This is a genomic window from Candidatus Pantoea multigeneris (genome assembly GCF_011752615.1).
GTDB classification, from domain to species: Bacteria; Pseudomonadota; Gammaproteobacteria; order Enterobacterales; family Enterobacteriaceae; genus Pantoea; species Pantoea multigeneris.
This window is the reverse complement of sequence record NZ_VWXF01000002.1, coordinates 682429-689751: the sequence shown is the minus strand read 5'-3', so window position 1 is coordinate 689751 and position 7323 is coordinate 682429. Positions and strand designations below refer to the sequence as shown.

Annotated in this window: 4 protein-coding genes; 1 reads left to right on the top strand and 3 read right to left on the bottom strand. The window is 56.5% G+C overall.

Features of this window, described 5'->3' with window-relative positions; all coding sequences use genetic code 11:
* Positions 1 to 76 precede the first annotated feature (76 nt).
* The 3 genes from F3J40_RS08520 to F3J40_RS08510 are packed head-to-tail and all read right to left on the bottom strand — an operon-like array spanning position 77 to position 4973.
* Positions 77 to 2467, bottom strand: a complete 2391-nt coding sequence (locus F3J40_RS08520) for an ABC transporter ATP-binding protein/permease (protein ID WP_167013680.1) — start codon at positions 2465 to 2467, stop codon at positions 77 to 79.
* Positions 2467 to 3423, bottom strand: a complete 957-nt coding sequence (locus F3J40_RS08515; RefSeq protein WP_205297254.1) for an ABC transporter permease — start codon at positions 3421 to 3423, stop codon at positions 2467 to 2469. The genes F3J40_RS08520 and F3J40_RS08515 overlap by 1 nt, the downstream gene beginning before the upstream one ends.
* 5 nt (positions 3424 to 3428) lie before the next feature.
* On the bottom strand, positions 3429 to 4973 hold the full coding sequence (locus F3J40_RS08510) for an ABC transporter substrate-binding protein (RefSeq protein WP_167013676.1): 1545 nt from the start codon (positions 4971 to 4973) through the stop codon (positions 3429 to 3431).
* 154 nt (positions 4974 to 5127) lie between these two features.
* Between F3J40_RS08510 and F3J40_RS08505 the strand changes: the two genes are divergently transcribed.
* A complete protein-coding gene (locus F3J40_RS08505) occupies positions 5128 to 7308 on the top strand; it encodes a TonB-dependent siderophore receptor (protein ID WP_167013674.1) in 2181 nt (726 codons plus the stop codon).
* Positions 7309 to 7323: the final 15 nt, after the last annotated feature.

The following is a 7323-nucleotide window of genomic DNA, read 5'->3' as shown; positions in this document are numbered from 1 at the left end:
GCACCGTCCTGACAAATTAACGCAAATATTAGTATGTTATAACGTTACATTATTCAAGCATAAATGAGAATCATTTTCACAGAGAAGCCGTCACCCGTGCGGTATCCACCAACTTGCGCGTGATGGGGTGCGCGGGGTTGGCCAGCAGATCGACTGTACGGCCCTGTTCAACCACCTGTCCCTGGTCAATCACCATCAGTTGCCCACCCAACTGTGTTGGCAGCATGAGATCGTGGGTGACCATCAGCAACGTAATCCCTTGCTCTCGCTGCAAGCGTTGCAGCAGCTGTAATAGCGCCATTCGTGTCGGGCCATCTACCGCGCTGGTCACTTCATCGCACAGCAGAATATCGGGACGTGCAATCAACGCGCGCGCTAACGCCACCCGCTGCTGCTGGCCGCCCGAAAGGGTCGATGCCTTGCAATCAAGCACCTGACCCTCAAGCCCCACCTGCTGCAACACCTCCAGCATGCGCCGTTCGCGCTGTAGCCGGTTGAGATTTGGCTGGCAAAAATAGAGGGGCCGCTGTAACAGCGAGCGCACACGATAGAAAGGATTCAATGAGCTGGCGGGATTTTGTGCTACGTATTGCAGCTGCTTTTTGTGCAGCCTGCTGCGTTGATGAAGCGGAAGCGGAAGCCGCTCGCCTTGCAGATGCAACATTCCCTCAGCGTCGACATGTAATCCGGCCAGCGTACGTAGCAGCGTGGTTTTGCCGCTACCCGATGGCCCAGCAATGGTCAGCGTTGCACCACGTCGCAAAGAAAACTGCACAGGCGTTACCACAGTGCGGCCTCCATAACGCGCACTCAGCTTATCCGCATGCATGATAATCGACGGTTCCTGCTCAACCTGTTGCGCAGAAGTGCAAAGCTGCCAGGCGCCAAGCAGCCGCTGCCCTGCCCGACTGAGTGGTTGGTGCAAGAAGGCTGGCGTTGGCTGTTGCTCAACCAGCTGACCCTGCGCCATTACCAGAATTTTATCGGCTATCTGACTGGCCTGAGGCAGATCGTGGGCCACAAACAAGACGCTCATCTTATGCTCCCGCGCTGTCGCGGCAACCCATCGCATCAATGACTGAGTACTGATTCCGTCCAGCGCACTGGTCGGCTCATCCATCAATACCAAGGCGGGATAACCGAGCATTGCCGCGACCACCATCACGCGTTGTCGCTGCCCACCAGAAACCTGATGTGGATAGCGCCGTAAAAACGCCGCATCATCCGGTAACCCGAGCTGTTGAAAATGGCACGCGATTTGACGATCCCGCTCGATCACCGGGATGCCACGGCCCGCAGCGATAAGCCGTAAGTAAGCGCCCAGCGTTTGCGATGGCAACAGACTCAGACGTGGATCCTGCGGCACAAAACCCACATGCTGAGCACGTAACCGCCTCAAACGCCGATCGTTCAGGGCTGACAGTGACTGTCTCGCCAGCCATACCTCACCGGATATCCCGGTGGTGGTATCGGGATAGTGCCCTAAGGCCGCACGTAACAGGGTACTTTTACCGCTGCCCGACGTGCCAACCAGGGCAACAATCTCCCCCGGTTTTAGCTGTAACGAAAGTGGGTGAAGCAGCGTTTTTTCCCGGATACGTAAACTGAACTGCTGCAACTCCAGCACGCAGTCGTCAGCACAACGCTGCCCTGGCGCTGGCTGTAGGGCGGTTTTTTTTGGCCGCCGCGCGGGAATAAACAGCCTGTCCAGCGTCAGGTTAAGCGGAATTAACAGCAACAATATCGCGATCACCGGAGCCAGCGTCCCCCAGGGTTGAAACGTCAACCCCTGGCGATTTTCCATGATCATCAGCCCCCAGTCCGCTTGCGGGGACTGGGCCGCCAGACCAAGGAAACTGGCGGTGGCGAGAATGAACATCGCCCCCAGCAAGCGAATCCCGAGATCGGCGCTGAAGAGCGGCAGAAGGTTGGGTGCAATCTCCCGGCAGAGAAGCGATCCCACGGATTCCCCACGACAGCGCGCCACATTGATGTAGTCCTGCTGAAGCTGTTGCAATGTTGCTGCGCGCACCAGGCGAAAAATATCCGGTAGCATCACCAGAATCGTCGCGATGACCGCCGCCGGATAGCCGCGCCCACCTACAGTGACCACCAGAGTCAGCAACAGTAACCCCGGTATGCTCAGCAGCACATCCGCCATCATGAGCAGCAGGCGATCAAGCCATCGCCCCTGTAGCGCCGCTAACATGCCTGCCACCCCGCCGATAAACCAGGCCAGCACCACACTCAGGCAAGCCAGTGACAGCAGCCGTTGTCCGCCGCTGAGCACGCGACTGAGGATATCCGCGCCCAGATAATCCGTACCGGCCCAGTCGGCCTTGCCTGGGCTGGCAAACGGCATATCGCGTATCTCATCCGGCGCATACGCCGCCAATAAGGGGCCAACCAGGGTGATCAGTGCGACCAGCAAAAAGAGCGCCAGCCCGATAAATTGCGCTTTACGCATCAGGCCACCTCCGGCCGGGCGGCGGGGTGCAGCAATGAAGTCAGAACATCCGCCAGTAAGTTCAGCAGGACAGTCAATGTGCAAATCACCATTGCAATCCCCATCACCACTGGGGTATCGCGCGATAGCGTTGCATTGAGCAGCGCGGCCGCCAGGCCAGGCCAGCCAAACAGCGTTTCGGCAATTAACGCACCGCCAAACAGGTAGGTGATATAGCGCATCAACACCGGCATGCAGTGCCCCAGCGCAGGTGGGATGATCCAGTGCAGCACCACACGTGGTTCGCTCACGCCATTCAGCCGCGCGCACTCACAGGCGGAGGAATGTGAAGCCTGAATCACACCAAGGCGGATCAGTTTGATGTTTTGCGCCAGCGAGACGCTAAGCAATGTTAAGACGGGGAGGACAAACAGCGACCACTGTGACCAGAGCGACGCTGTGGGTGAGATCAGAGATAAAGCCGGTAGCCAGTGCAGCGTTAAGGCGAAAACGACCACCAGTAACGTGCCTGTCACGAATTCCGGCAGCGCCACCATTCCCACGGAGAGTGTGCTGATCAACCTGTCGGTAAGGCTTCCCGGATGCAGACCACAATACACGCCCGCCGTAATGGCGATAATCACCAACAGTATGCTGGCCGTGGCCCCCAGGGCCAGCGAGAACTGCCCGCGCTCCCATAACAGCTTACTGACCGGACGACCGCTCACATAGCTGTTTCCCCAGTCACCCCGTAATACACCACTGACCCAGTGCAGATAGCGCCGCACCAGCGGCTGATCCAGCCCCAGTTGCGTGCGTAATGCGCTGATCTGTTCGCGGCTGGCAGTACCGGATAACTGCTGCGTGACAGCATCACCTTTCACCAGAGACATCGCGCTGAAAATGATGGCTGACAGCAGCCACAGTGTGAAAATGGCCTGCACGCTGCACCTGAGCAGGCGTGCTAAGCGTGGCATTCCCCTCATGCCGGACGTAGCCAGGCATCGCGCAGCAGCGGATAGTCGAAGAATCCCGCCGCTTTGACGCCAAAGACCCCAGGCGCAGAGGCTGCCACAGAGGGGATGCGGGCAAAAATGGCATCTCCGCCCTGTTGCCACAGGTAATGCTGCACATCAGCCACCCGCTGACGTAAAGCGTCACCCCGTGCAGCCTGCATGGCGCTCATCAGTTTGTCGAGCTGAGGGGTAGCAGGGCCGGTGAACGGCCACGGGGCTGCCGAGCCATAGTAAAACGGCAGGGCCACCGGCAGCGGCATCGGTCGATAGAGATTGGTTTGCAGCGGCGTGTTCAGCAGCAGATTAAAATCACTGTAGTAATCCGCCGCGGGGACACGATTGAGCTGGAGATCGAAACCCGCAGCTTTTGCCTGTCGTAGCAGCAAGGTGGCGCTTTCGGCGGTGCCATACTCATAGTCGCTGGTGCGAAGCGCGATACGAGTGGAGGTGAGGCCGGCTTTTTTCAGTAGTGATTGCGCATGTTGTGGATCGTAATGGCGTAGCGGTAAATCCGCACTGAACCAGGGTTGTCCGGCTCCCAGCGCATCGTTTGCCACTTCACCCAGGCCCATGGTGACCGCACGGACCATCGCTTCGCGGTCGATGGCGTATTTCAGCGCCTCCACCACCTCGGGACGGTTAAACGGTGCTTTGCTGAGGTTCATGCTCAGCGCCAGATTGCTCATTTCCGCGCTGGCTGAGTGCCACAATTTCATCGCCGGGTTATTTTGCTCAGCCCGCGCGGTCAGCAGCGCCATACCACCAACATAGTCAAACTGCCCCGCTTTCAGACCGTTCAGACGCGCTGCACTTTCGCTGATGGCGTAAAGCTGAATTTCATCCAGCCACGGGCCACCATTGTCGGCATCCCAGTAATCACGACGCGCCTGTAATACGCTTTTGTCCTGTGACCAGCTCTGCAAGGTATAGGGCCCGCTACCGATGGCCGCGGTAAAATCCTGCGTGTTTTCCGGGAAAATAAAAATCGACTGTGCCAGCAGCAGATCAAAGGAGCCCACGGGTTGATGCAGTTGCAGCGTCAGCTGGTGATCGTCGTCGATACGGGAGGCTGCAAGGTCTAGCGGCTTCAGCCAACCACTCTGGCTACCCGGCTGGCTGAGCCAGGTTCGCAGGCTAAACATCACATCTTTACTGGTGAGCTTGCGCCCATCGCTAAAGGTCACGCCCTTGCGCAGGTTGAGCGTCCAGCGCGTGGCATCGTTGTTTGGTTCAGCGGACTCCATCAGACGCCAGACGATACGCTGATTATCTATTTCCGCTAATGAATCCCATATCAGACGTGCACGCACATAGTCGACATTACTGTTGGTAGAGTGCAGGACGTTGGTGGAGTCACTGCTCGAACCAGCAAAGGCCGCGCGCAGTACTCCACCGCGCTGCGGAGAGGTTTCATTTGCCCATACCAACGGTGAAAAGCCATTGATCAGTGCGATTCCCGCACCAATACCCACCATTTTTATCAGTGTTCTTCTGGTTAAACCCTGGTTCATTCCCTGCTGCTCCCTTAACGAAATCCTTAAATTAACGCTTCATTAATGATCATACCATATGTTATATCATTACATTATTATCAGCGCTATTGATAATCATTCTCAAAAAAAACATTAAGAAAAAATTTCATTCAGGATTTGGCAGAGGATTGCTATGGAACGCAGCACGACATATCTGGCAGGAAAAAAAACCACGCAGCGCGCGGCTACCGCTCTTTCACTTTCCCTTCTGACCCTCGCGTTGCAGAGCGCCTGGGCACAGCAGAACAGTCCAACACTCACCGTCACCGCCCAGGACCCGACTTCATACGGTAGTCAGCTCTCTGCTGGTGAAAGCAGCAGTGCAACAAAAACCACCACGCCACTGGTGGAGACGCCACAATCGGTTTCGGTGATTACCCGTCAACAGATGAACGATCAAAATACGCGAAGCTTGAATGAAGCACTGCGCTATACGCCTGGGGTAGCGGCCGAACAGTGGGGAGGGGTAACCGCATTTGATCAGTTCACCCTGCGCGGTTTCAACTACAGTGATACCGGCTACTCCGATGTGTTCCAGGATGGCTTACGCAATACGAATGGCCTGCTGTTTGGTGTACAGCAGGTTGATCCTTTTCTGCTGGAGCAGATCGATGTGTTGCGTGGCCCGGCTTCGGTGTTGTACGGCTTGTCCAACCCTGGTGGGGTCATTGCTTTAACCAGTAAGCTGCCAACGCGAGAAACCGTTCGACATATTGAAGTGGAAGGTGGAAGCCGTAACTACGGGCGTGTGGGGCTGGATTTCGGCGGCGCAGTCAACGACAGCGGCAGCGTGTTGTACCGTTTTGTGGCTACCGGACATCTCGCTGATGGCATGCAGCAAGGGACCAGACTCAAAGGCTATGCACTGGCCCCCTCAGTGACCTTTAATCCTGACGACAACAACAGCCTGACGCTCTATTCCCGCTTTCAGTACGATCCCGATTTAGGTGCCATTACCTCACTGCCTGCGTCAGGGACGGTCTTCTCAAATCCCAATGGCAAACTGCCGCTGGATGCTTACCCCGGTGAGCCTGGTCACAATACCTTTAGCCGCAAGCAGTCTACCGTGGGGTATAGCTACACCCACAGCTTCAGTGAAGACTGGTCAACCGTTTTAAAAGGCCGATACTTTGGCGAAACCTCAAATTATGATGCGGTGGTGATGTCCGGGTTGAATGAAGACCAGCAGACCATCAGCCGTAATACTGCCGTTTCTGACGAGCATTACAACACGCTGAATGTTGATAATCAGCTACACGGTTTTTTTGACACTGGCATGTTAAGCCATGAGCTGTTGACCGGTGTTAGCGTTGATCACCTACGAGGCCATGCTGACTATGGCAGCGGTACGGTTTCTGCACTGGATATTTATCATCCTCACTATGGTGTCGCAGAGTACGGTCCGACCGCGTGGTGGCAGAACAGCCGCGTCTCATCAACACAAACCGGCGTTTATGTTCAGGATCAAATCGCCTGGCAACAGTGGCGTACCACCCTGGGCGTGCGGCATGACTGGAGCAAAATCATTAACAAAGATTTTCTCTATGGCCAAAACTACGAGCAGCATGACCAGGCAACCACGGGTCGGGTTGGTCTGAACTACCTGTTCAGTAATGGCATCTCGCCTTACGTCACGTGGGCACAATCTTTCCAGCCGGTCGCCGGTCTTTCTCGTGAACAAAAACCGTTTAAACCCAGCCGTGGAGAGCTCTATGAGGCTGGCGTCAAGTATCAGCCTCCGGGCTCCACCACCCTGCTCTCCGCCGCACTGTATAACCTGACGCAGGATAAAAGCCTGAGCACCGATCCGGTAGATTCCACATATCAGACCCAGGGCGGCAAAATTCGTGCGCGGGGGTTAGAGCTGGAAGCACGCGGCGCGGTGACCCGCCAGATTAGCGTCATCGGCAGCTACACCTTGCAGCAGGTTAAATACACGCAGGATACCGAAGGCCATGCGGGTCAAACGCCGCTACGGGTACCGCGCACTTTTGGCGCACTGTGGCTCGACTGGCAAGCACCTGCGGGAACAACTGTTGAAGGCCTGGGGCTGGCGGTGGGAGGGAGGTTCAGCGGCGGCACTCAAGGCGGCACGCTGGATAACACGTTCCACACCGGGGGCTACGGCCTGATGGATGCTTCAATCCGCTATGAACTTGGCAAGCTCGATCCTTCTCTGCGCGGCGGCAAGCTACAACTTACCGCGCAAAATCTGCTGAACCGCAAAGTGGTTGCTGGCTGCTATTCCACAGACACCGGCTGCTTCTGGGGCGCAGGTCGCCAGGTCATTGCCAAATTTAGCTGGGACTTTTGATTTTCTTACCGGCTA